The organism is Nocardia sp. NPDC051463, assembly GCF_040681975.1.
Taxonomy (GTDB): domain Bacteria; phylum Actinomycetota; class Actinomycetes; order Mycobacteriales; family Mycobacteriaceae; genus Nocardia.
Genome location: NZ_JBFBAB010000001.1, coordinates 880,813 through 903,227, shown reverse-complemented (window position 1 = coordinate 903,227; position 22,415 = coordinate 880,813). Strand labels below are relative to the sequence as shown.

The following is a 22,415-nucleotide window of genomic DNA, read 5'->3' as shown; positions in this document are numbered from 1 at the left end:
GGGTTTCGGATTGTCCGAACGCCTCGCGGGTTTCGGCTACACCACTTCAGGTGTGGCTGATTCCGCGGGACGACGACCTTCCGGAGGAGGAACGCGGCCGCGGATGGGCTACTGGCACCTCGGCGAACCAGCCGCCCGGCTCGTCCCGGAGGATGCCGGAATCGGGTTGCGGCGGTGGCTCGTACGAGGCTGCCGGCGGCCTTCACCGGGGCTGCGTGTCGGGTCAGCGGAGGCTGTTGCGGTCCAGCCAGTTGGAGATGGCGGCGGCGAGCAGGTGCGGCTGGTCCTCGGGCGTGTGGTGGCCAGCGACCTCGTCGTACCGCTGGATGTCGAGGGCGGAGATCGTGTTCGCGCACCAGTCGATGACGGCGGGTTCGGTCATCGTGCCGTACGCCGGCGTGAAGGTCACCATGAGCTTCGGTACGTCCGGGCTGGACGCCAGCCACTCGTCGTACGCTTCGGCGCGCGCGACGACGTCGCTCGGTGTCCCGTCCAGCGGCATCGAGCGTGCCCAGCGCAGCAGAGGAAGCCGACTCTCCCGCGTCGGGTACGGCCGCCGGTAGACCTCCAGGTCGGCGGGGCCGAGTCGGTCCGAGATCGCACGCAGGCCGTCCCCGACGAACGAGTCGTCCAGGAACATGGACTCGCCGACGCCGTCGGTCCGGATGGCCCGCCACAGGTCCCGACCGGCCTCGGGGAACTCGTCCCAGCTCATCGGCTTGACGATGGTCTCGGTGAACGCGACCGCGCGTACCCGGTCGGGATGGCGGGCCGCCCAGTCGAACGCGAGCGCGCCGCCCCAGTCGTGTCCGACGAGCACGACCTCGCCGAGTCCGAGCGCGTCGAACCAAGCATCCAGGTACCGGGCGTGGTCTGCGAACGTGTGGTCGATCGGCGGCTTGCCCGAATCCCCCATGCCGATCAGGTCCGGTGCGAGCAACCGGCCGGGGCCGACGGCGGGCAGGACGTTGCGCCACAGGTATGACGAGGTCGGGTTGCCGTGCAGGAACACGATCGGCACGCCGGTGCCGGTCTCGCGGTGGTGCATGGTCGAGTCGAGTACGCGGGTATCGGGCATGGGATGTCCTTCAGAGGTTGAGGGTGAGGATGCGGTCGACCGCGATTTCGATGACGACGCGACCGGCGGGGTCGGGCGGGGCGCAGCGGTAGCGTCGGTGGTACCGGCGGGCGGCGGTGGCCACCCGGTCCGGGTCGGCGGACAGGGTGGCGGTGCCTTCGAGCGTCACCCAGCGGATGCCATCCGGCTGGCAGAGGGCGACGCGCCCGCCGGTCGCCACGTTCCGTGCCTTGCGGGACGTAGCGACCGTCAGGACGCGGGCCGTGCTCGTCGTCTCGTCCCAGGTGAACCGGACCGGTGCGACGTGCGGCGTGCCGTTCGAGCGGATAGTGGTGAGGGTCGCGATCCGCGGCTCGGTGAGGAACGCCTGGACCATGGGTTTCACCGGAAGGCGGCGGCGGTGCGGGTGGCCCAGTCGGCGAAGGTGTGCGGGGCACGACCGAGGATGTGCGCCACGTCGGGGCTGATGCGCTGTTCGGCAGGCAGCGGGTCGCCGAGGATGGCGAGGGTGCCGTCGGCGACCGGTTCGGGCATGAACGTGAGCATCTGGGCACGCGCCTCGTCGCGGGTCTGTTCGATGTAGCGCACCGGGGTGCCGAGCGCGGCGCCGATGGCGGCGGCCCGGTCACGCGGGGTGACCAGCTCCGGGCCGGTCAGCTCGTATGTCCGTCCGGCGAATCCGTCCTTGCGCAGCGTCACTGCGGCGACCGCGGCGACGTCGGCCGGGTCGACGGTCGGCAGCCCAACGCTGCCGAACGGTGCGGCGGCGGTGCGGTCGGTGCGGATGGACTCGGCCCACGCGAACGCGTTGGAGTCGAGGCCGCCGGAGCGCAGGATCGTCCAGTCCAGCCCGCAGTCGCGCACCGCAGCTTCGAACATCGCCGCGTGCCCGTATGCCGCCGGTCGTGTGCCGACGCCCTGGGATGACATCAGCACGACCTGCCGTACCCCCTTCTCCTTGGCAATGCCGAGGATCGCTTCTGGGTCGTCGCCGGCGACGAGCAGGAACAACGCCTTGGCTCCGTCGAACGCAGCCCGCAGCCCGTCCGGGTCACCGAGGTCGGCCGGCCGGTGCGACACGCCGTCTGGCAGTGGCCCGGGTCGGCGGGACACGGCGACTACATCCTCGCCGGCAGCCGTGAGGATCCGGACCAGCTCGCCGCCGACGTTTCCGGTCGCGCCTGTTACTACGAACATCGTTACTCCATGTGAGTTAGTTAGCTGACTTATTTCCTTCTGCGGGAGAGATTAGCCGAGTCGCGTCGACATGTCCAGGCTCAGTCGGATGACTAACTACAGGCTGTGTCTACTGTGATCGCGAATAGAGTGGTGGCAGAGTCATCGATACAGGTCGGCGACTGTATTCGGTCGCGCTCGGGTCGGCGCAACCCCGGGCACCCCGGCGATTATTCAAGTCTCCTGATGCATGCCCATCACTGCGGCGACGGCTTGCCCGGCGCTCCGAACGTCCTCTCGCATATCGCGTGGTTCGAAATGGCCACGCGGCTCGCTAGAGAGATCAACGGCCGAGATCATTTCGGGCAGCGACCTGCTCGCCGCAGTGCGCCCCAGCCACCGGCATGGGCAGCAGGTGCGAAGAAGGGCTTCGGGAACGCACTGCTTGCGGCCGGAGTGGACGTCAAATCAGCGGACGGGCACGCTGAAGCCGCCGCGGAGATGCGTCGAGCACTGTCGGAGCTGTTGGTCGCCGCCCGCGCCGATGGCGTGGTGCGCGCGGACCTCGAGCTATCCGATCTGCTCGCTTTGCTGTACGGATGGTGTGCTGCTGCAGAGCATTACAGCTGGGACAGTGCGCAGCGCGGCCGCGCTCTCGCGGTGAGCTTCGAGGGATTGATGCCCAGGTGAGGTGTGTTCATCACGGAATCAGTCGCTGCGCGGGATCCGGCCGTCGACGTCGGTGAAGCCGTACTGCTCGGCCAAATCGGTAATCCGCCAGGCTCGGCCGGTCCTGGCGCGGCGGTCGGGGTCGGTGGCGAGGGCGACGACCGCCCGGCCGGGGAAGTGGGGGGATTCGGCCGCGTCGAGGTCGAAGGTGCCCTCGCCCGGGAGGGTGACAAGGCGCCTGCCTTGGTCGTTTACCGGGACCAGCTGCAGGAGTTCGGTATTCACGATTCCGGGCCACAGGGAGACCACGGTGACGCCGGTGTCGGTGAGGTCGTGGGCCATATCGGCGGTGAGTCGATCCAGTGCGGTCTTCGCCACGCCGTACACGGCATTGTGCATATAGCGTTCTGCACCCGGCGAGGAGATATTGGCAATCAAACCCGCCGATTCGATCAGCAGTGGCGCGGCGAATGCGCTTGCCGTGTAGTGGGATCGGACGCCGACGTCGAACGTCTCGTCCCATGCGGTCGGGGGCACCTCCCAGAACGGTTTGCCGAGCCAACGGGCAGCGGCGGGGGAGTTGTAGACATTGTTCACCAGCACATCCAGCCTGCCTCGCTCATCGCGCACGCGGGCGAACAGGCGCTGGACCGCATCGTCGTCGCGGTGGTCGCACACGAACGGTATCCCGTGGCCGCCGAGGGCATCGATCTCCGCAGCCGTCTCGTGCACCGTCCCCGGCAGCCGTCCAGCCGCGGCCGAGCGTCCGGTGACATACACCGTCGCGCCTGCCGCGCCCAGTTCCAGCGCGACGCCTTTGCCGATTCCGCGGCTGGCGCCGGTGACGACGGCTACACGACCGCCGAGTGGGTGAGGTATTCCGTTCACGATCTCGGGACATTACCTTGAAACGAGAACGCGTTCTATGTTTTGGAGGCTGCAGTGGAGTTGGCCCATCGGTTCGTGGCAACCAATGGCATTCGAATGCACGTCGCCGAACAGGGCGAGGGACATCCGGTGATCTTCTGCCACGGCTTCCCGCACACGTGGTTCATCTGGAATCGCCAGCTAGCGGCGGTTGCCGCGGCAGGCTACCTGGCCATCGCACCCGATCTGCGTGGCTACGGTCGCACCGAAGCGCCCACCGAGGTGGCGGCGCATACCAATCGTGAGGTGATCGGCGATCTCCTCGGCCTGCTCGACGATATCGACGCCGAACAAGCTGTGTTCGTCGGATTGGATTTCGGCGCCGCGCTGGTCTGGGAGCTGGCATTGCGCGCGCCGGAGCGGGTGCGCGGCATCATCGTGCTGAACAACCCGTTCGCGCCGCGTCCGCCACGTCCGCCGTCGCAACTGTGGGCCAAAGCCGCCCAGCGACACTTCCTGCATCTGGACTACTTTCAGAAGCCCGGCGTCGCCGACGCCGAACTCGGTGCCGACCCGCGGGGTTTCCTGACCCGTGTCTACTACTCTCTCAGTGCCGACTACCACTACCTGGACACTTGGCGCTTCCCGGCGGAAGGTACCGGCTATCTCGATGTGCTGCCCGAGGCCCCGCCGCTGCCATGGCGCTGGCTGTCGGATGACGAATTAGATGTCCTGGCACAGGATTTCGAGCGCACCGGCTTCACCGGCGGCCTGAACTGGTACCGCGCGCTCGACCGTAACTGGGAACTCACCGCCGAGTACGCCGACGCCGCGGTGACCCCACCGACCTACTTCCTCTACGGCGACCGCGACCCCGATATGGAGGGCTTCAGCGGCCGCGACCCGTTGGCCACGCTGCGGGAACACGTCCCGAACCTGCGCGACGTCACCAAGATCGAAGGCGCGGGCCACCTGGTGCAGTTGGAGCGGACGAGGGAGGTCAACGACTTGATTACCGCTCATCTGCGCGAGCTCGCACCGGTACCGGTTCCCGACTGACGATCCGGACAGCGATCGGCGGTCCGAGTCCGAGCGCACCGCGATGACCGGTCCTGGCGAGTGAATTCGATCGGACAGGTCGTTCGCGGCGGAGCCGCCCGGGCGAGGCCACATCAGAGATGCTCTGCGGCCCGGTGGCCGCGCGCATGTGAGCAACCCGCGGCCGAGCCGTACTCGGCTCTCGGGAGCTTTCGCCTACGTGTATTCGCAGGCCAGTTCCGGATATTCGGGCCATTGGGGAAGTGGCTGGCGGTCCAGATAGGCGGTGAGGCGGTCCAGCAGGTACTGCCAGCGTGGGCCGATCGTGCTCGCGTTGGCGGGACGCACGTGCCTGCGAACGAGTTCGACATTGGTCACCACACCGACCTGGGTCATGCGCAGCTCCAGTGCACAGCCGTCGATCTGCGCGAACAATTCGTGTGGTGCCCGGCACTCGTCCACCCGCACCGTGATCGGTCCGATCCCGGACCCGTCGATCGGTTCGATCGTCAGCTCTTCGCCCGCTCCCGACACCGTCCCGAACCAGCATCCCAACTGCCGCCGCTGCGTGCATGCCGACCACACCTCCAACACCGGCCTACGAAAAGACCGCAAGTAGTGCAGCAACACCAAATCGCCGTCGGTCTCGCGATCGTGCTCGGGTCGTACCTCGCCGAGCATGGACATCGTGGTCATCGCCGTGCCCTTCCACTGCCGGTTACCGTTCTATCCACTGTATTTCCAGTCCGCACCAACCGAATCCGAATCGCCCGATCGCCAATCGTGTGGCGAGTCGGCGAGGACCCTTCCTGGCGGAGTTGCGTCGGGCGAGTGCGTGCGCTGCGCCGCCGTCGGGGTCCACACCGCCTGTGGGGGCGTGCAGGGTGGGTTCCGGCAAGTAGGCCGACGGGCCCCCGGTCAGTCGTCGGTTTGGGTCCAGGCGGCGACGGGGAGGGTGAGGTAGACGCCGAAGTCTTCGAGGGCGGTGGCTTGTGAGACCAGATCGTGCAGCAGGTCGCAGCGGTCCTGGCGGTTGTCGGCTCGGCTCTGGAACCATTTGGAGCGGACCTCGATGACGGCGTCGAGGCCGCTCTGGTCGAAGGGGCCGAGTTGGCGGAAGCGGATTTCGATATCGCCTGGCCGCAGGTCGCCGTCGTAGGGTTCTTCCGGGCATTCCACGGCCACCGACACGATGTGGGGCAGATGCTTTCCGAGGTCGTGCAGAACGGACTCGGGGACGTGGGCGGCATAGGTGACCTCGACTAGTGGCACACGATTCAGCCTAGCGAGATGGTGTTATGGCTCGGCAAGGAGTTTTCCGGTGGCGGCTTCGATGCGGTTCTCGTCCAGCAGCACGGTCTCGGCGGCAGGGCCGAGGGGGATGAAGCTGTCCTCGCTGGTGACGCGGGCGATGCGACCGTCGAAACCGGCATCTACGAGGGCGGCGCAGACCGCCTCGGAGATGCCTCCCGAATGGCGGGTTTCATCGGCCACGAGAACACGGCCGGTGGCGCGGGCATGGTGGAGGAGGTCTTCGAGCGGTAGCGGCGCCAGCCACCGCAGGTCGAGAACCCGGGCGGAGACTCCGCTTTCGGCAAGTCGTCGGGCAACACGCAGACTCATCGGTATGCCGTTGGCGAAGCTGACGATAGTGAGGTCGGTGCCTTCGCCATAGACGCGAGCACGGCCGATCGTGACATGATCGGCCGAGGGCGGCGCGAGCCAGGCACCGTCGCCGGGCTCGTGCAGGTCACGCGTGTGGTACAGCGCGATGGGTTCCAGGAACACCGATACCCGGCCGTCGACCCGCCCGGCCGCGACACACGTACGCAGCATCGCCGCGGCATCGTCCGCGCGGGACGGGGATGCCAGGATGACGCCGGGGATGTCACGCAGCGCGGCGATCGAGTTGTCGTTGTGGAAGTGCCCGCCGAAACCCTTCTGGTAGGCGTAGCCGGCTATCCGGATCACCATCGGGTTCCGGTACTGCCCACGGGAGAAGAACTGCAACGTGGCGGCCTCGCCGCGCAGCTGATCGGCCGCGTTGTGCAGGTATGCCAGATACTGGATCTCCGGTATCGGGAGGAAGCCGGCCAGCGCCGTGCCGAGCGCGGTGCCGAGCACACTCTGCTCGTCGAGCAACGTGTCGAAAACCCGCCGCGCGCCGAAAGCCTTCTGCAACCCTTTGGTGACGCCGTACACGCCACCCTTCCTGCCGACATCCTCACCGAAGACCAGCACATCGTTATCGCGCGCCAGCAGCGCACCGAGGGTGTGATTGACGGCTTGCGCGAGCGTCATCGAATCGCCGACCACCGCAGCTCGATCCGATTCCTGGCCGGGCACCTGGGCCGGCCGGGCGGCCGGGGGCGAAGGGTTGATCGCTTCCTCGCGAAGCGCATCGGCTCGAACCGCATCCGGGTGCGCTGGTGCGAGCGGCGCCATGACCGCGGCCGCCGAGCTCAGTTTGGGTTCGTGCCACACCGAATCGGCCATCGCCTCGACGCGGGTGCGGACATCGTCGTAGCGGTCGATGATCTCCTCGGGCGTCGCCACACCGACCGTCACGAGCAGTCGGGCGGTTTCGATGACAGGATCGCGCAGCAGATCGGTGGCCATGTCCGCGGGGCGGCGGTAGGCGGATTCGACATCGGATCCGGCGTGGCCCAGCAGCCGCACTGTGTGCAGACGCAGGAAGGCGGGCTTGCGGTTTTCGCGCACCCAGTCGGCGGCGGACTGCGCGGTGGTCAGCGCATCGAGCGCATCCCAGCCGTCCGCGCAGAAGTACTCGAGGCCGGGACGCAGGCCGTAGGCGTGTTCGATCCAGTCCGGCGGGGTCGGCACGCTGATGCCGATCCCATTGTCTTCACAGACGAACAGGACCGGCATCGGAATCCCTTGGTGGGCAGTGTGAATCGCGGCATTGATCGCGCCCGTCGCGGTGGAGTGGTTGGCCGACGCGTCACCGAAACTGCACAGCACGACAGCATCCGGCGGCCATTCGTTGGTGACCCCGAGCCGGGCCGCACGATCGAGCGCGAACCCGAGCCCGACCGCGCGCGGTAGCTGGGACGCGATTGTCGAGGTCTGCGGAATCACGCAGGCCGCTTTGCTGCCGAACACCTTGTGCCTGCCACCCGATATCGGATCGGCGGCCGCAGCGACGACGCCGAGCAGCACGTCACGGATCGGGTCGAGCCCCGGCACCTGCCGTACGCGGTGCACGAAGAACGCGCCGGACCGATAGTGCAGCAATGCGGGATCGGTCGCGCGCAGCGCCGCCGCGACGGCCGCATTGCCCTCATGTCCAGACGATCCGATGCTGTAGTAACCGCGTCGCACGCCGCCGAGCCTGCGCGCCGCGAGATCGAGCTGCCTACTCGTCGCCTGCGATTCGAACAGCTCCAGGCATCGCGCACCAGAAATCCGGCCACCCGGGTCGAGAGGTTCTGCGGCCGGGCGGCTCGGACTCGATGTCAGTGCCGCGATCTCGGTACGAAACCGCTCGTCGAGGTCGACTCCCTGCTCGGTCATCGAACGATCATCCCGGACTCGGAGCCACTCGGTCGACTGATTCGCCGGAATTTTTCCGGGAACGGACAGAACACTATGGAGAAGTTCGTGGACAACCTTTATGCGACGGTGCGAGCACGCGGACTACTGCAACGCCGCTGCCGCATCCGCGTCGAGCAGCCAGGTGGTCGATTCGAGGCCCTTGGCGCCGGCGGAGGGAATATCCACTGGATCGGCGCCCGCCAATGCCGCTGCGACCGCTTCCGCCTTGGCCGCGCCGCCGACGACCAGCACCACGTGCCGAGTGTGGCGGACCGCGGGCAGCGTGAGGGTGACCCGGACCGGCGGCGGTTTCGGTGAATTCGTCACGGCGACAACGAGTTCGTGCGGTTCACGGACCGCGTCGGTGTCGGGGAAGAGGGAGTTGACGTGGCCCTCGCCGCCCATGCCGAGCAGATGCAGGTCGAAGGCGCCGTGTTCGGTCAGATGGGCGTGCACCGCGGCGGAGTACTCGGCGGCGGCCTCGACCGGGTCCGGGTATTCGCCGTCGGAGGTGGCGACCGGATGGACCCGGGCCGGATCGACCGGCACGTGGTCGAGCAGGGCCTGGCGGGCCTGCAGGTCGTTACGTTCCTGGTCGCCTCCGGGGACGAAGCGTTCGTCGCCCCAGAACACATCGAGCTTCGACCAGTCGATGGCACCGGGTGATTTGCGCACCAGTTCCAGCAGTGCGATGCCGGTGCCGCCGCCGGTCAGCACCACCGACGCCGAACCACGCGCAGCCTGGGCGGCCGTCACGACGTCGACGAACCTGGTCGCCGCTGCGGTCACCAGTGCGTCGGTGTCGGAATGGACTTCGACGGTGTCGGTAGGAGCTTCGGCCGAGATACGTTCACTCATAGGTCACCTTCTCGATTCCGGCGAGCGCCTCGGCATAGATCTCGTCGGCATCGAGCCGACGCAGTTCCTCCGCGAGACAGTCGCGAGTTTCCCTGCGGGCCAGAGCGATTCGCTGCACCGGGTCGCCGGTACGGATGAGCGTCGCGGTGCGGCCGGTCTGCGGCCGGGCGATTGCGATCGACACCGACGGCCGATGCACCTCCACCCGCAGCTCACCCGTGCGGCGACGTACCGGGCAGCCCAAACGTGCGGCCAGCCAGCCGGCGAGCATGTCCAGCGCGGGCTCTTCGCGCAGCCCGGACACGGTCACCGATTCGACCGGCTCGTAAGGCGGTTCGTCCATGGTGGCCGCGAGCAACGCACGCCAGTAGGTGATCCGGCTCCACGCCAGGTCGGTATCGCCGGTGGCGTAGGAACCGCGCCGCCTTTTGATCGTCTCCTGCGGGTCGGGCGCGAAGGTGGCATCGGTGATGCGACGGGTCGCCAAGCGCCCCACCGAATCCTTGGACGGGAATTCCGGCGCGCCGCGCGGCCACCAGGCGACCACAGGGGTGTCCGGGAGCAGGAAAGGGATGACGACGCTGCTCTCGTGATTGATCAGCTCGCCTTGCAGCCGCAGCACGATCACCTCGGCAGCGCCCGCGTCACCGCCCACCCGGATCTGGGCGTCGAGGCGGGTCTCGGCTTCGCGATCGCCCCGGGCCAAAACGACCACCCGGCAGGGGTGTTCGCGGCTGGCGTCGTTGGCGGCGTCGATGGCGTCTTCGGCTTCCGAGCTGTCCAGCGTGCACACCACCAGGGTCAGCACTCGGCCCATGGTGATCACGCCGTTGCTTTCCCGCAGGCTCACCAGGCGTTTGGTGACTTCGGAGGTCGTGGTCTCCGGCATGTCGACGATCATGGCCGCCGCCATTCGCGCCCGGTGCGGGCGAGTATCTCGTCGGCCGACGACGGACCCCAGGTGCCCGCCTCGTACGGTTCCGGCTTACCCTCGGTGGCCCAGTGCTCGAGCACCGGATCCAGAATGCGCCAGGACAATTCGACCTCCGCGTTCACCGGGAACAAGGACGGGACCCCGAGCAGCACATCGAGGATCAGGCGTTCGTAGGCCTCTGGGGAGGATTCGGTGAACGCCTCGCCGTAGCTGAAATCCATATTGACGTCGCGCACTTCCATACCCGAACCCGGCACCTTCGAACCGAATCGGGTGGTGATGCCCTCGTCCGGCTGTACCCGGATGACCAGGGCGTTCTGGCCGAGCTCCTCGGTCATCGTCTGGTCGAACGGCAGGTGCGGCGCACGCTTGAACACCACCGCGATCTCGGTGACCCTGCGGCCCAAGCGTTTTCCGGTGCGCAGATAGAACGGCACACCCGCCCAGCGTCGAGTGTCGACCTCCAGGGTGATCGCGGCGTAGGTCTCGGTGCGTGACTGCGGGTCGAATCCCTCCTCGTCGAGCAGGCCGACGACATGTTCACCGCCCTGCCAGCCTTCGGCGTACTGTCCGCGTGCCGTCGTCTCGTCGAGCGGTTCGACCAGCTTCGTGGCCGAGAGCACCTTGATCTTCTCGGTCTGCAGCTGGTCGGGCTGGAAGCTGATCGGCTCCTCCATCGCGGTGAGCGCGAGCAGTTGGAGCAGATGGTTCTGGATCACATCGCGCGCGGCGCCGATGCCGTCGTAATAGCCTGCGCGGCCGCCCAATCCGATGTCCTCGGCCATGGTGATCTGGACGTGGTCGACGTAGTTGGCGTTCCAGATCGGATCGTAGAGCTGGTTGGCGAAGCGCAGTGCCAGGATGTTCTGCACCGTCTCCTTGCCGAGGTAGTGGTCGATCCGGAACACCGTCTCTTCCGGGAAGACTCCGTTCACCAGTGCGTTGAGTTCCTGAGCGCTCTCCAGATCGTGCCCGAAGGGCTTCTCGATCACCACGCGACGCCATGGCTTGCGTCCGTTGGCGTCGGTGATGGACGGCTTGGCCAGCCCGTGTTCGGAGAGCTGATCCAGCACGACCGGGAACATGTTCGGCGGAATCGAGAGGTAGAAGGCGTGATTGCCGCCGGTGCCACGATCCTTGTCCAGCTTCGCGAGGGTGTCGGCGAGTGTGGCGAAGGCTGTGTCGTCGTCGAAGGTGCCTTGCACGAACCGGATTCCCTCGGCCAGGTGGTCCCAGACCTCCTGGCGGAAGGGCGTGCGCGCGTGCGCCTTCACCGCTGCTAGGACGACCTGGGCGAAATCCTCGTCCGCATAGTCGCGTCGCGCGAAGCCGACCAGTGCGAAACCCGGGGGCAGCAGCCCCCGGTTCGCGAGGTCGTAGATGGCCGGCATCAGTTTCTTGCGGGACAGGTCACCGGTGACACCGAAGATGACCATGCTGCACGGTCCCGCGATACGAGGGACACGCTTGTCCCGTTCATCGCGAAGCGGGTTCTTCCAGACCGCCGACGCCGTTTTTCCTGCCGCTGTGCCGGCCATCTCGATCAGTTGCTTCCGGTGCCGGCCGAATCAGCCACAGCGGCCTTCAACTCCCCTGCGGTGGCGGAAAGTAGCTCCGCCCAAGACTTTTCGAACTTGTCGACGCCTTCACGCTCCAGGACCGCGAAAACGTCGTCGAGGTCGATGCCGACCGCGACGAGCTTGTCGAAGACCGCTTGGGCCGCCGCGGCGGTCCCGCTGAGGGTGTTGCCGCGGATCTCGCCGTGGTCGGCGACCGCTTCGAGGGTCTTCTCCGGCAACGTGTTCACCGTGTTCGGTCCCACCAGCTCGGTGACGTACATGGTGTCGGAGTACTCCGGGTTCTTCACCCCGGTCGAGGCCCACAGTGGCCGTTGCCGATTCGCGCCTGCCGACGCGGCCAGGTGTGCGTAGGTCGAGGTGTGCGCGCCGCCGTCGAAGACGTCCTGGTATTCGGCATAGGCGAGGCGGGCGTTGGCGATGCCTGCCTCGCCGCGCAGCTCCAGTGCCTCCGGAGTGCCGATCGCTTCGAGGCGTTTATCGATCTCGGTGTCCACCCGGGACACGAAGAACGAAGCGACCGAATGGATCTTGGCCGGGTCGTGGCCAGCGACCTTGGCCTTGCCGAGGCCATCGAGATAGGAGCCCATCACCGCGCGGTAGCGCTGGACGGAGAAGATCAGCGTCACGTTCACGCTGATGCCTTCGGCGATCACCGCGGAGATGGCGGGCAGGCCCGCTTCGGTAGCCGGAATCTTGATGAACAGGTTCGGCCGGTCGACGATCTTCCACAGCTCGACGGCCTGGGCCGTCGTCTTCTCCGCGTCGAACGCCAGCCGGGGATCGACCTCGATGGAGACCCGTCCATCGACACCGCCGGATGCGGCGAACACATCGGCGAACACGTCGCAGGCGGCGCGAACGTCATCGGTGGTGATGGTGCGGATCGCGGCATCCGCGTCCGCTCCTCGCGCGGCCAGCTCCTCGAGCTGGCCGTCGTAGGAGTGGCCCTGGCTGAGCGCACCCTGGAAGATCGTCGGGTTGGTGGTGACGCCGACGACATTGCGGGTGGCGATCAGTTCGGCAAGATTGCCGGACTGGATCCGGTCCCTGGACAGATCGTCGAGCCACACCGAGACGCCGGCGGCAGAAAGAGCTGCGGTGTTTTCGTTCTGTGCCATGAGCGCTTATCCCTTCACGTTCTCGAGCGTGCGCTGCGCGGCGGCAACGACATTGTCGGTGGTAAAGCCGAACTCGCGGAAGAGGGTCTTGTGATCGGCCGAGGCGCCGAAGTGCTCGATCGACACGATCTCACCCGCGTCACCGGTGAACCGATACCACGGCATCGCGATACCGGCCTCGACGGCAACCCGAGCGGTGACCGCAGGCGGGAGCACCTCGTCCCGGTAGGCCTTGTCCTGCGCGTCGAACCACTCCACACACGGCATGGAGACCACGCGGGTTCCGATGCCCTGCGCCTCCAGCGTAGTGCGGGCTTCGACCGCGAGCTGAAGCTCCGAACCGGTGGCGATCAGGATCACCTGTGGGGTCCCGGTGGACGCCTCGGCGAGGATGTAGCCGCCCTTGCGGACGCCCTCGTAGCTGGTGCCCTCCTGGATCGGGAGGTCCTGGCGGGTCAGCGCCAGCGCGGACGGACCGTCCTGGTGCGGCAGCTCGGACACCGAGAAGTGCGAGGTGTGCTCGCTGCTGTCGCGCTCGAGGATGGTGCGCCAGGCGTAGGTGGTCTCGTTGGCATCGCCGGGGCGGACCACGTTCAGGCCGGGGATGGCCCGCAGCGCGGCGAGGTGCTCGATCGGCTGGTGCGTCGGGCCGTCCTCGCCGAGACCGATGGAGTCGTGGGTCCACACGTAGGTGACCGGCACCCGCATCAGCGCGGCCAGCCGCACTGCGGGGCGCATGTAGTCGCTGAACACCAGGAAGGTGCCGCCGTACGGACGGGTGGGGCCGTGCAGCGCGATGCCGTTGAGGATCGAGCCCATCGCGTGCTCGCGAACGCCGAAGTGCAGCGTGCGGCCGTACGGGTTGGCCTTCCACATCCCGGTCGAGATCGACTCGGGGCCGAAGCTCGGGGTGTCGGGCATGGTGGTGTTGTTGGACTCGGCGAGGTCGGCCGAACCGCCCCACAGTTCGGGCAGCACCGGGGCCAGCGCGGCGAGCACCTTGCCGGACGCCTTGCGGGTGGCCATGCCCTTCGGGTCGGCCTCGTAGGTCGGCAGATTGGCGGTCCACCCTGCCGGCAGCCTGCGCTCGGCGAGCCGGTCGAACAACGCCTTGTTCTCGGGGTTGGCCTGCGCCCACGCATCGAACTGCTGCTGCCAGGCCTGGTGGGCCTCCTTACCGCGCGCGACGACCGCGCGGGTGTGCGCGATGACCTCGGGAGCGACCTCGAAGTTCTGCTCCGGGTCGAAGCCGAGAATCTTCTTGGTGGCGGCCACCTCGTCGGCGCCGAGTGCGGCACCGTGCGCGGCGCCGGTGTTCATCTTGGTGGGGGCCGGGTAGCCGATGATGGTGCGCAGCACGATGATCGACGGTTTGCCGGTCTCCGCCTTGGCGGCCTCGAGCGCGGCCTCGATCGCCACGACGTCCTCGCCGCCCTCGACGGTCTGGACGTGCCAGCCGTACGCCTCGTAGCGCAGTGCGACGTCCTCGGTGAACGCGATCGTGGTGTCGTCCTCGATGGAGATCTTGTTGTCGTCGTAGATCACCACGAGGTTGCCGAGCTGCTGGGTACCCGCGAGCGACGACGCTTCGGAGGTGACACCCTCCTCGAAGTCGCCGTCGGAGGCGATCACGTAGATGAAGTGGTCGAACGGGCTCGCGCCCGGCGCGGCATCCGGATCGAACAGGCCGCGCTCGCGGCGCGCGGCCATCGCCATGCCGACAGCGGAGGCCAGACCCTGGCCCAGCGGGCCGGTGGTGATCTCGACACCGTCGGTGTGGCGGAATTCGGGGTGGCCAGGGGTGAGCGAGCCCCACTTGCGCAGGTGCTTCAGATCGTCCAGTTCCAGACCGTAGCCGGCCAGGTAGAGCTGGATGTACTGAGTGACGCTGGAGTGTCCGCAGGACAGCACGAAGCGGTCCCGGCCGACCCAGCTCGGATCAGTCGGGTCCAGGCGCATCGTGCGCTGGTAGAGGGTGTACGCCAACGGCGCGAGGCTCATCGCGGTGCCCGGGTGACCGTTTCCGGCGTTTTGCACCGCGTCCGCGGCGAGCACCCGTACTGTGTCGACGGCCTTGGTGTCCAGATCCGTCCAGTCGTCCGGGTAGTTCGGCTGAGTGAGGGCGCGGATGTCGTCTGTGACTGACACGACCGAGGTTCTCCTGACATTCGTTTCGTCGACTGTGGTGGTTACTGGCGGCGTTGACGCGCGGCAGCGGCGAATGCGCACGCACCGGTGTACCCCAACCACCCTAGATGTGCCCGGTGACCGGCTGGGCGGGAACCCGGCTTACCGGGGCCGGAGTCGGGCGTTCCGGTCGCGGCGGGCGCCGTTTCGCACCGTCGAACGAGTCGTTTCGGGGTCGGGTACCGACCGGTCGCGCCCGTCCTTGCGCGCGGCCGCGCGAGGGGGCGATGGCGAGAACACCACCGACGTGGGTCTACCATCCTCTGTAGTAGTAGCCGCGCCGTGCAGGTCGTGCGCTGCTGGTTCCATTGCCGGATGCGATGCACAGCGTGCGAGGAGAGATAGTGCGGATTGGGCAACAGCCGGGTGGCAATGGTGCGCACGGCTCCTCCGCGACGGCGCTGGCCGACCGGTTCACGGGTGCTGGTCTGTTGTCGCGGACGGTGCGGAAACCGCTGGCCTACATTGCGCTGACCAAGCCGCGCGTCATCGAATTGCTGCTCGTCGCGACTATCCCGACGATGCTGCTCGCCGACCGGGGCGCCATCGACATCCGTCTCATCCTCGCGACGCTGTTCGGTGGCTGGATGGGCGCGGCAAGCGCGAACACGTTGAACTGCGTCGCCGACGCCGACATCGACAAGGTGATGAAGCGGACCGCCAAGCGGCCGCTGGCCAGGGCGGCGGTGCCCACCTCGCACGCCTTCGTGTTCGGTGTGGTACTCGGCCTCGGATCGTTCGCCTGGTTGTGGTGGCAGGCGAATCTGCTCAGCGGTGTGCTGGTCGTCGCGACCATCCTGTTCTACGTTTTCGTCTACACCCTCGGTCTCAAGCGCCGTACCTCACAGAATGTGGTGTGGGGCGGCGCGGCGGGCTGCATGCCCGCCCTGGTCGGCTGGTCCGCCGTCACCGGCAACATCGGCTGGCCCGCGATCGCCCTGTTCGGCGTGATCTTCTTCTGGACGCCGCCGCACACCTGGGCGCTGGCCATGCGCTACAAGGAGGACTATCGCGCGGCCGGTGTGCCGATGCTGCCGGTGGTCGCGACCGAGCAGGTGGTGACCAAGCAGATCGTCATCTACACCTGGCTCACCGTGCTCACGACCCTTGCCCTCGCACCCGCGACCGGCGTGATCTACACCGCTGTCGCGCTGGTGGCCGGGGCGTGGTTCCTGCTGATGGCTCACCAGCTGTACTCCGGTGTTCGCCGGGGCGAGTCGGTGAAGCCGCTGCGACTGTTCCTGCAGTCGAACAACTATTTGGCCGTCGTGTTCTGCGGTCTTGCGGTGGACTCGGTGCTCGGCTGGGACACCATCGGTAGCTTCTTCGGCTAGTGCCGATACACCGAGTCCACACCGATACGCCGAGTTCACGGGTTCAGCTGCGCCGGCCGAGATATCCATCGGGTCGGACCAGCACCGTCGTGCCCTCGCCGGCGCGGTACGCCGCGAATGCGTGCCCTTCGACGTCCACGACGTAGCGCGGCGGCGTCTCACCGGCCGCATAATCTGCCTCCGGGGCAGCCCCGGCAGGTACCCCGTCTTCCGGACGCACCACCGTGTAGGTGTGCACACCGGGCTCATTCGAATGCGCTGCGGCTTTTCCGAAACACAGCAGCGTCGAGTGCGGTCCGCGGAAAAGGTCGAACAGTCGGATCGGCAGCCCGTTCGCGTCCTTCAGCGGCGCGTCGGGCGCGCGATCACCCGCGACGAGCGGACCGTGATCGGCCGGATCACGGTAGCTGATATCCAGCTGTCGCGTTTCCTCGCCACGGTGCATGGCGTCTTCGTCACCGTCGACCAGTTTGTCGAGCAGTTCACTGCTGATGCCGAGCACCCGTGCGGCCACCGTCCGGCGCTCGGATTCGTAGCTGTCCAGTAGTGATTGGTCGCCGTTTACCGCCGCGGCGAGCTTCCATCCGAGGTTGTAAGCATCCTGGATGCCGGTGTTCAAGCCCTGTCCGCCGGTTGGCGGATGCACGTGCGCGGCGTCGCCCGCCACGAACACCCGGCCCTCGCGGAAGCGCTGCGCCAGGCGGATATTCGGCCGCCACACAGTGGCCCAAGTGAGATCGCTCAGGACGATATCGGTGCGTCCGGAGTAGCGGTCGACAAACCCTTGCAGGACCGCGAGGGTGGGTTCGACATCAACGCCGAGCGGTGTGGCGCACTGGAAATGCCGTCCGCCGGGCAAGGGGGACATGGCGATTCCCTCCATCGGCCGCTCCGCGTCGGCGAACCAGTAGCCGTACTCGTGGTCGAGCACATCCGCGCGCACATCGCCCAGCAGCATTCGAATCGAATCGTCCGTGGTGCCTGCGAAGGGGATGTCGAGTGTTTTGCGTACGGTGCTCCGACCGCCATCGGCCCCGACCAGATAGCCGGCGCGAACGGTTTCGTGGGCGCCGTCGTGTGCGAGCGTGACGGTGACTCCCGCGTCGTCCTGATCGAACGACACCAGCGTGGTACTCAGCTCGACATGAACACCGAACTCCGCCAACCGATCCCGCAGGATGCCCTCGGTCCTGGATTGTCCGAGCACCCAGAGATTCGGGTAGGGGATCGAGGGTGTCGGCTCGGTCGGTTCACTCATCCGTCGCTCGCCGACGAACTCGCCGCCGAAGTAGGCGCGCATGACCGGTGTGGGGGTGCCTGCGGCCAGCACCGCGTCCAGCACGCCGAGATCGTCGAACACCTCCAGGGTGCGCGGCTGGATGCCGTCCCCTCGGGAGCCCGCGAAGAATTCGCTTGTCTGCTCCACGATGCGCACGGTGATATTGCGGCGGGCCAGTTCGAGGGCGAGCGTCAGGCCGGTGGGTCCGGCCCCTGCGATGAGTACCTGGGTCTGCACGATGTCTCTCCTGAACTGAATTGCTATTCACTGAATGTTGGTTCAGTATCGGAGTTGGTACCTTTCGCTGTCAAGGAGGTGATGTCGGTGTCGACAAGTCGCCGAGAGAAGTCCGCGGAAACCGAGCAGGCGCTGAAGGCCGCTGCGCTGCGGGTTTTCGCCGAACGCGGCTATCTGAACGCGAAGATCTCCGACATCACCGCGGCGGCTGGTCGCGCGGCCGGGTCGTTCTACAACCACTTCGCGAGCAAAGAAGAACTTCTGCAGTCGCTGCTGAAGGACATGGCCGACGCCGGGGATGTGCGGGCCGAGGGGCCGGACCACAACCCGGACTTCAGCGACCCGGACGGCGTGCGCTACCACGTCGCCGGGTACTGGAAATTCGCTCGCGAGCACGAGCCCGTGTTGCGCGCGATGAGCCAGGCGGCGATCGTCAGCGAGGACTTCGCGCGGATGATCGGCCGGTTCGGCGTCGAACAGCGTGCGGATGTCGCCGACCACGTGGATGGGTTCGCCGACAAGGGTTTACGGCTGCCGAGCACGACCGACGCCAGTCTGGCGATGATGTTCCTGGTGACGCAGGCGCTGTTGCAGGCGGTCGAGGACGGCACCGTCACGCTGACCGACGAGCAGGCCATCGAGGGATTGACCAAGTTCATCTACCGCGGACTCACCGGGCGCGACTACTGATTGTGATGGGCGGCGTACCAGAATCGGCCGCTGTAGGGCCGGTGCGGTGAATGCTGTTCGTGGCCGACGCCGCGTTCCGCTGTGGCGCCGCTGCGATCGGCCTGCTATTGCTGGATCGATTCGAATCTCGGGTTGCGCGGGCGCAATTGCTGAGACGATTCTCGTGCAGCATCTGTCCGACGACTCCGGCAGATAGCGGATGACTCCGGCAGATAGCGGAGGCGCGGCCGGGCGGCGACGGCCGGATGGTCTGGTACAGCCGAAAAGTCACTTGTCGCTACGGTAGTGGGGATGGCAGGGTGAGTGGTACCGATGTCGTCGAGGGGGATGCATGAGGATTCGTGCGGGGGTCGTCGCGGTCGCGGCGATCGTGGCACTGACCGGATCGGCGGGCACGAATGCCGTTGCCGAATCCGGCGGAGCAGATCGAGCCGCTCTGCAGCAGGCGATGAACGACGTCGTCGCGGCCGGAGCGGCCGGGGTCCAACTCCGCGTGCGCGATCGGTCAGGTGACTGGGCCGGGAGCGCCGGTGTTGCGGAAATCGGCCGCCCGGAAGGTGTTCCGGTGGATGGGCGATTCCGGGTGGGCAGCATTACCAAGACGTTCATCGCGACGGTGCTGTTGCAACTCGTCGATGAGGGAAAGCTCGGGCTGGACGACCCGATCGCACGGTACGTGCCGCAATTCGACTTGGATCGCCGGATCACTGTGCGAATGATCTTGCAGCACACCAGCGGTCTGCGTAGTCACACCCGCAGCTCGGACCCGGCGGATGCTGCCGACCCCCTTCTGGTCGACGACATGTACCGCACCTACCTCCCCGACGAAATAGTGCGATTTGTAGCCGCCGAACCGCTGAAGTTCGATCCAGGGACGGGATGGTCGTATTCCAACACCAACTACGTGCTCGCGGGTCTGCTGATCGAGAAGCTCACCGGGACGCCCTACGCCTGGCAGGTCAATCTCCGAATCGTGTTGCCCCTCGGACTGTGGCGCACCGAGCTGCCGGGTCAGGGGATGGAGATTCTCGGGCCGCACGCGCACGGCTACGTGCGTTATACCGAAGATGGTGAAAGCAAGCTCTTCGACATCACCCGGCTCAACCCCTCCTGGGTTGGCGCATCCGGCGAAATCATCTCCACAACAGACGATCTCACGAAATTTGTGACGGCACTGGCGGGCGGACGGCTGTTGTCGCGTGCCCGGATGGAGGAGATGCGGGACATCCACCGGCTGAGTCCGGGCGTGGGGTATGGACTCGGACTGTTCGAATGGGACTTCTCTTCGGACTGTGCCGGTCTAGGGCACGAAGGCCGTATGCCAGGCTATTTGTCCGAGATGCTCAGCAGCCCGGACGGTCGTGCCAGTGTGGTGATATCCGTAACCGAAGGCGCGTTCGTGCCGGAGAGCGAAGCGTTCCAGACGACCATGATTCGGCTCGCGAGCCTGGCGCTCTGTGGTCTCGCCGGCCCGCCGCTTCGACCGGTTTAGCCGGAGTGCGTAGAGACTCGTGACTATGGGGTGGTGCGGCGACGGCTCACGTAACGCGCATTCGCCTACGGCAGCAGCACGATAGAGCCGGTGGTCTTGCGGCCTTCGAGATCGCGGTGCGCCTGCGCGGCCTCGGCGAGTGGGTAGGTCCCGCCGATTCTGACATGCAGCGAGCCGTCGGCGATCGCGGACAGAATATCGTCTGCGCGCCACAGCAATTCGGCGCGATCGCGGGTGTAGTGGACCAGCGTCGGGCGGGTGACGAACAAGGAGCCCGCGGGATTGAGGCGTTGTAGATCGAATGGCGGCACCGGTCCACTGGCGGCGCCGAACAACGCGAGCGTGCCGCGAATTCGCAACGAGGCCAGACTGACCTCGAAGGTCGCAGCGCCCACCCCGTCGTACGCGGCGGCGACACCGGCACCGCCGGTGAGTGCCCGCACCTGCTCGGCGAGATCGTCGCTGTAGCGCAGCACCTCCACCGCGCCGGCCTCCCTCGACAGCTTTTCCTTCGCATCCGACGACACCGTGGTGATGACTCGCACTCCACGGTTGGCTGCCAGCTGAGTGAGTATCAGGCCGACACCACCCGCGCCGGCGTGTACCAGCACCGTCTCGCCGGGTTCGGGCTTATAGATAGATTCGATCAGGTAGTGCGCGGTCATACCCTGCAGCAGGGCCGACGCGGCGACCGGCGGAGCCACCCCGTCGGGTACCGCCACCGCGATCGCAGCGTTCACCGCGACCCGCTGGGCGTAGCTACCCGGCGCCGCCGCCCAGGCGACCCGGTCGCCGACGGCGAATTCGGTCACATCAGCGCCGACCTCGGCCACGATCCCGGTGCCCTCGGCCCCTGGGATATAGGGCACTGCCTGCGGGTATAGCCCGGTCCGGAGATAAGTGTCGATGAAGTTGATCCCGATGGCCTCGGTATCGACCAGCAGCTGATCCGGACCGATCTGCGGATCCGGAACCTCGACGAACTCCAGGACCTCGGGCCCGCCGTGCTCGGAAACCTGAATCGCGCGCATGAGATCCGTTCTACACCCATCGCCTCTGGACCTGAACGTACCGGTCAGTAAACTAACGCCCATGAGTGCTCCTGCCGCCCCCGTCCCAGTGCAGCTGTCGGGCTCCCTAGTGGACTCCGTCAAGGGATTCGTCGCCGAGCACGGCGGCTCCGCAACGGCCGTCCTCCAGCCGATCGGCCGCCTCGGCGTCCGGGTCACCCTCGTCGGCTCCGACGGTATCCTCGGCGACCAGGTCGTCCCCGACCTCGACACCGCCAAGAACCTGATCGCCACCGTCGACGGCCTCACCGAAGCCGACGAATGGAATCGCGAACTTACCTCCATCGTGACGCCCCGCAAGGGTCACTGGGCGAAGATGGCAGGCTGGGTGGCTCGCCAGACCCGCTTTCCCAAGGCGCGCAACGAATCCTGAGGTTCGTCCCCTCGAATACTCGGGCTCGGCGAAGGGGTGCCCGTGAGTTCGGTGTCCGGACAGGCCAGGTGGGTGTGGTCGACCCGTCTCGGGCCCTTCTGGGTCCAGTTGCGAAGGTGGCGCCAGGAGCGCGGAGGAGATCCGTACTTCGGCGACCATCGAGACAACGACGTTTCCTCCGCCCGGAAGCGGGGCTGAAATGCGCACCCTCGGTTGCAGGTCCGAACCGGTGGCCTCGATGAGGTGGTTGACCGTGCGATGAACGTCGTCGACGGTGGGCGGGCCGGGGCGCAGGTTCCTGGCTGCTCCGGGGTGTGGTGGTTCGGCAACCGGGCGACCTGCGTGCGCCGGTCGCGGTGGCGATGCCGGAGCAGCGGTGGCGGCCTGGGTCGTCGCGTGAGCTGCTGATCGAGTCGGCTACGACGCGTAGGGTCGCGAGATCGTCTGCGGTGCGGGGCGGAGGTCGACGTCGTATTCCTACCGCGGCGACGCCGGAACGGCGTTCGCGCAACCATCGCCTCCTGCCGCAGCCGGTCCGACCAACCCGGCAGGCACATCGGAAACGAACGGCAGCGGTTCAGGAGAAACGAGATCACATCGGCGGCAGCGGAGTCCCGCTTGGCCGAAATCGCCTCCAGCATCGCCGAGGTGAACCGCCGATTGCCCGCCTCGGCCGCTGCAGCGTCGGCCGCGTCGCGCAGCGTCACCAGCGCCGCGAACGCTTCTCCCCCGCCTCCGGCGAGAACCCCATCACATCGTTGAGCACCCGCACGGTGAGCGGGACCGCGTACTGGCCGAGCAGGTCGGCCGGTGGGAAACTCTGCTGAGAGCGACGATGCGGAGATCGTGCAGCAGATAGCCATGTTGTACATGGCAGGGA

Annotated in this window: 20 protein-coding genes; 6 read left to right on the top strand and 14 right to left on the bottom strand. The window is 67.0% G+C overall.

Features of this window, described 5'->3' with window-relative positions; genetic code table 11:
- Positions 1 to 223: 223 nt before the first annotated feature.
- Genes AB0M74_RS04070 through AB0M74_RS04060 form a run of 3 tightly spaced genes read right to left on the bottom strand, consistent with a single transcriptional unit; the run spans position 224 to position 2,275 of the window.
- Positions 224 to 1,078, bottom strand: coding sequence for a haloalkane dehalogenase (locus AB0M74_RS04070; protein WP_364901394.1), 855 nt, complete (start codon positions 1,076 to 1,078; stop codon positions 224 to 226).
- 10 nt (positions 1,079 to 1,088) lie between these two features.
- The gene (locus tag AB0M74_RS04065; RefSeq protein WP_364901392.1) at positions 1,089 to 1,454 is read right to left on the bottom strand and encodes a TIGR03618 family F420-dependent PPOX class oxidoreductase; all 366 of its coding nucleotides are present in this window, start codon (positions 1,452 to 1,454) and stop codon (positions 1,089 to 1,091) included.
- Between the two features lie 5 nt (positions 1,455 to 1,459).
- Positions 1,460 to 2,275 carry an NAD(P)H-binding protein gene (locus AB0M74_RS04060; protein ID WP_364901391.1) on the bottom strand — a complete coding sequence of 272 codons (816 nt, stop codon included), beginning with the start codon at positions 2,273 to 2,275 and terminating at the stop codon, positions 1,460 to 1,462.
- A gap of 225 nt (positions 2,276 to 2,500) precedes the next feature.
- Between AB0M74_RS04060 and AB0M74_RS04055 the strand changes: the two genes are divergently transcribed.
- Positions 2,501 to 2,944: a hypothetical protein gene (locus AB0M74_RS04055; RefSeq protein ID WP_364901389.1), complete on the top strand. Its 444-nt coding sequence runs from the start codon at positions 2,501 to 2,503 to the stop codon at positions 2,942 to 2,944.
- A gap of 18 nt (positions 2,945 to 2,962) precedes the next feature.
- Here AB0M74_RS04055 and AB0M74_RS04050 read toward each other — a convergent pair whose 3' ends face one another.
- Positions 2,963 to 3,811, bottom strand: a complete 849-nt coding sequence (locus AB0M74_RS04050; RefSeq protein ID WP_364901387.1) for an SDR family NAD(P)-dependent oxidoreductase — start codon at positions 3,809 to 3,811, stop codon at positions 2,963 to 2,965.
- A 54-nt stretch (positions 3,812 to 3,865) separates the two neighbouring features.
- Here AB0M74_RS04050 and AB0M74_RS04045 point away from each other — a divergent pair, with 54 nt between their 5' ends.
- Entirely contained in the window at positions 3,866 to 4,849 is a 984-nt protein-coding gene (locus AB0M74_RS04045) for an alpha/beta hydrolase (protein WP_364901385.1), read from the top strand.
- A 195-nt stretch (positions 4,850 to 5,044) separates the two neighbouring features.
- Here the strand turns inward: AB0M74_RS04045 and AB0M74_RS04040 are convergent, their stop codons facing one another.
- From AB0M74_RS04040 to tkt, 8 genes are all read right to left on the bottom strand, one after another.
- A complete protein-coding gene (locus AB0M74_RS04040) occupies positions 5,045 to 5,524 on the bottom strand; it encodes a hypothetical protein (RefSeq protein ID WP_364901384.1) in 480 nt (159 codons plus the stop codon).
- A gap of 222 nt (positions 5,525 to 5,746) precedes the next feature.
- Positions 5,747 to 6,100 carry a hypothetical protein gene (locus tag AB0M74_RS04035; RefSeq protein ID WP_364901382.1) on the bottom strand — a complete coding sequence of 118 codons (354 nt, stop codon included), beginning with the start codon at positions 6,098 to 6,100 and terminating at the stop codon, positions 5,747 to 5,749.
- A gap of 24 nt (positions 6,101 to 6,124) precedes the next feature.
- Complete coding sequence (locus AB0M74_RS04030; protein ID WP_364901380.1) at positions 6,125 to 8,362, bottom strand: thiamine pyrophosphate-dependent enzyme; 2,238 nt, start codon at positions 8,360 to 8,362, stop codon at positions 6,125 to 6,127.
- A 123-nt stretch (positions 8,363 to 8,485) separates the two neighbouring features.
- Positions 8,486 to 9,241, bottom strand: a complete 756-nt coding sequence (gene pgl / locus AB0M74_RS04025; RefSeq protein WP_364901378.1) for a 6-phosphogluconolactonase — start codon at positions 9,239 to 9,241, stop codon at positions 8,486 to 8,488.
- Positions 9,234 to 10,142: a glucose-6-phosphate dehydrogenase assembly protein OpcA gene (opcA, locus tag AB0M74_RS04020; RefSeq protein ID WP_364901376.1), complete on the bottom strand. Its 909-nt coding sequence runs from the start codon at positions 10,140 to 10,142 to the stop codon at positions 9,234 to 9,236. The genes pgl and opcA overlap by 8 nt, the downstream gene beginning before the upstream one ends.
- Positions 10,139 to 11,713: a glucose-6-phosphate dehydrogenase gene (zwf, locus tag AB0M74_RS04015; protein ID WP_364901374.1), complete on the bottom strand. Its 1,575-nt coding sequence runs from the start codon at positions 11,711 to 11,713 to the stop codon at positions 10,139 to 10,141. Before zwf ends, opcA begins: the two co-directional genes overlap by 4 nt.
- A gap of 5 nt (positions 11,714 to 11,718) precedes the next feature.
- A complete protein-coding gene (gene tal, locus AB0M74_RS04010; protein ID WP_364901372.1) occupies positions 11,719 to 12,873 on the bottom strand; it encodes a transaldolase in 1,155 nt (384 codons plus the stop codon).
- 6 nt (positions 12,874 to 12,879) lie between these two features.
- A complete protein-coding gene (gene tkt, locus AB0M74_RS04005; protein ID WP_364901371.1) occupies positions 12,880 to 15,021 on the bottom strand; it encodes a transketolase in 2,142 nt (713 codons plus the stop codon).
- Positions 15,022 to 15,404: 383 nt separating this feature from the next.
- Between tkt and AB0M74_RS04000 the strand changes: the two genes are divergently transcribed.
- Complete coding sequence (locus AB0M74_RS04000; protein ID WP_364901370.1) at positions 15,405 to 16,394, top strand: heme o synthase; 990 nt, start codon at positions 15,405 to 15,407, stop codon at positions 16,392 to 16,394.
- A 43-nt stretch (positions 16,395 to 16,437) separates the two neighbouring features.
- On the opposite strand, the gene AB0M74_RS03995 is transcribed toward AB0M74_RS04000, so the two are convergent.
- A complete protein-coding gene (locus AB0M74_RS03995) occupies positions 16,438 to 17,910 on the bottom strand; it encodes an FAD-dependent monooxygenase (RefSeq protein WP_364901368.1) in 1,473 nt (490 codons plus the stop codon).
- Between the two features lie 87 nt (positions 17,911 to 17,997).
- Here AB0M74_RS03995 and AB0M74_RS03990 point away from each other — a divergent pair, with 87 nt between their 5' ends.
- Both AB0M74_RS03990 and AB0M74_RS03985 read left to right on the top strand, forming a co-directional pair.
- Entirely contained in the window at positions 17,998 to 18,600 is a 603-nt protein-coding gene (locus tag AB0M74_RS03990; RefSeq protein ID WP_364901366.1) for a TetR/AcrR family transcriptional regulator, read from the top strand.
- 331 nt (positions 18,601 to 18,931) lie between these two features.
- Complete coding sequence (locus tag AB0M74_RS03985; protein ID WP_364901364.1) at positions 18,932 to 20,092, top strand: serine hydrolase domain-containing protein; 1,161 nt, start codon at positions 18,932 to 18,934, stop codon at positions 20,090 to 20,092.
- A 65-nt stretch (positions 20,093 to 20,157) separates the two neighbouring features.
- On the opposite strand, the gene AB0M74_RS03980 is transcribed toward AB0M74_RS03985, so the two are convergent.
- Positions 20,158 to 21,123, bottom strand: a complete 966-nt coding sequence (locus tag AB0M74_RS03980) for a quinone oxidoreductase (RefSeq protein WP_364901362.1) — start codon at positions 21,121 to 21,123, stop codon at positions 20,158 to 20,160.
- A 61-nt stretch (positions 21,124 to 21,184) separates the two neighbouring features.
- On the opposite strand from AB0M74_RS03980, the gene AB0M74_RS03975 reads away from it, so the two are divergent.
- Positions 21,185 to 21,535: a hypothetical protein gene (locus tag AB0M74_RS03975; protein ID WP_364901360.1), complete on the top strand. Its 351-nt coding sequence runs from the start codon at positions 21,185 to 21,187 to the stop codon at positions 21,533 to 21,535.
- The last annotated feature ends 880 nt before the right edge of the window (positions 21,536 to 22,415 follow it).

Coding starts and splice junctions, on each gene's coding strand:
- AB0M74_RS03985 (WP_364901364.1), top strand. CDS start 18,932: ATGAGGATTCGTGCGGGGGTCGTCGCGGTCGCGGCGATCGTGGCACTG.
- AB0M74_RS03975 (WP_364901360.1), top strand. CDS start 21,185: ATGAGTGCTCCTGCCGCCCCCGTCCCAGTGCAGCTGTCGGGCTCCCTA.
- zwf (WP_364901374.1), bottom strand. CDS start 11,713: ATGGCCGGCACAGCGGCAGGAAAAACGGCGTCGGCGGTCTGGAAGAAC.
- tal (WP_364901372.1), bottom strand. CDS start 12,873: ATGGCACAGAACGAAAACACCGCAGCTCTTTCTGCCGCCGGCGTCTCG.
- AB0M74_RS04040 (WP_364901384.1), bottom strand. CDS start 5,524: ATGACCACGATGTCCATGCTCGGCGAGGTACGACCCGAGCACGATCGC.
- AB0M74_RS03980 (WP_364901362.1), bottom strand. CDS start 21,123: ATGCGCGCGATTCAGGTTTCCGAGCACGGCGGGCCCGAGGTCCTGGAG.
- AB0M74_RS04060 (WP_364901391.1), bottom strand. CDS start 2,275: ATGTTCGTAGTAACAGGCGCGACCGGAAACGTCGGCGGCGAGCTGGTC.
- opcA (WP_364901376.1), bottom strand. CDS start 10,142: ATGATCGTCGACATGCCGGAGACCACGACCTCCGAAGTCACCAAACGC.
- pgl (WP_364901378.1), bottom strand. CDS start 9,241: ATGAGTGAACGTATCTCGGCCGAAGCTCCTACCGACACCGTCGAAGTC.
- AB0M74_RS04055 (WP_364901389.1), top strand. CDS start 2,501: ATGCATGCCCATCACTGCGGCGACGGCTTGCCCGGCGCTCCGAACGTC.
- AB0M74_RS04070 (WP_364901394.1), bottom strand. CDS start 1,078: ATGCCCGATACCCGCGTACTCGACTCGACCATGCACCACCGCGAGACC.
- AB0M74_RS04030 (WP_364901380.1), bottom strand. CDS start 8,362: ATGACCGAGCAGGGAGTCGACCTCGACGAGCGGTTTCGTACCGAGATC.
- AB0M74_RS04065 (WP_364901392.1), bottom strand. CDS start 1,454: ATGGTCCAGGCGTTCCTCACCGAGCCGCGGATCGCGACCCTCACCACT.